Origin of the sequence: Bacteroides sp. D1 (genome assembly GCF_000157095.2) — a bacterium.
In the GTDB taxonomy this organism is placed as follows: Bacteria; Bacteroidota; Bacteroidia; order Bacteroidales; family Bacteroidaceae; genus Bacteroides; species Bacteroides xylanisolvens.
In genome coordinates this window covers 56,809-57,464 of the sequence record NZ_JH114332.1, presented here as the reverse complement: position 1 = coordinate 57,464, position 656 = coordinate 56,809, and the positions used below count along the sequence as shown (strand labels likewise).

The 656-nt window shown below is 40.1% G+C and carries 1 protein-coding gene; it reads left to right on the top strand.

The window, feature by feature from the left end; all coding sequences use genetic code 11:
• Positions 1-136: 136 nt before the first annotated feature.
• Positions 137-656 (top strand): transposase family protein (locus tag BSAG_RS23885; protein WP_008016323.1); only part of this gene is annotated, 520 nt, incomplete at its 3' end.

The window sequence follows — 656 nt, the reverse complement described above, 5'->3', positions numbered from 1 at the left end:
GGTTCTTCGTCAAATTTGGTGGTAATCTCTTTTTTATTTCGACGGTTTCCCTCTTCTTCTTTCTTAATCCTATAAAAAGTTGTAGATATGTTTGCTTTTTAGTAACTTTAAAGACACCACATCATTAAGAGTTACAATGCAACAAGCCATATCTACAACGTACAAATATACATCAAAAAAAGAAAATACTCCTACAAATAGGGGATTATTCCATGATTTCAGATTCAGTCTTGGCTACGATAATCTGCAACAAGATGGTATCTCTGAAGCTGTTGGCTCATTGACGGTCTTTTTACATACGGCTGGCAAGGGGGCTTCCTGTCCTTATTGCGGACATTTCAGTCACCGATTGCACAGTTACTACTCCCGTCATATTCAGGATCTTGAAGTTTACGGTCATACTTTGGAGTTAGTCATAAAGGTTGGTAAATATTATTGTGACAATGTTTCTTGTCCGCAAAAAATATTCTGCGAACCGTTGTCTTTTCTGGCTCGTCGGTATGGTAGACGGAGCTATCTTGTTGAGGAACGCATCAGATCGATAAGCTTGGAACTTACTTCCCGAAAGGCCTCTTCTCTTTTGCAGCTGTTCCATATAACGGCCAGTAGCTCTTCCTGCTTACGCATCCTACAACAGTGCGGGCAACATAATCCTA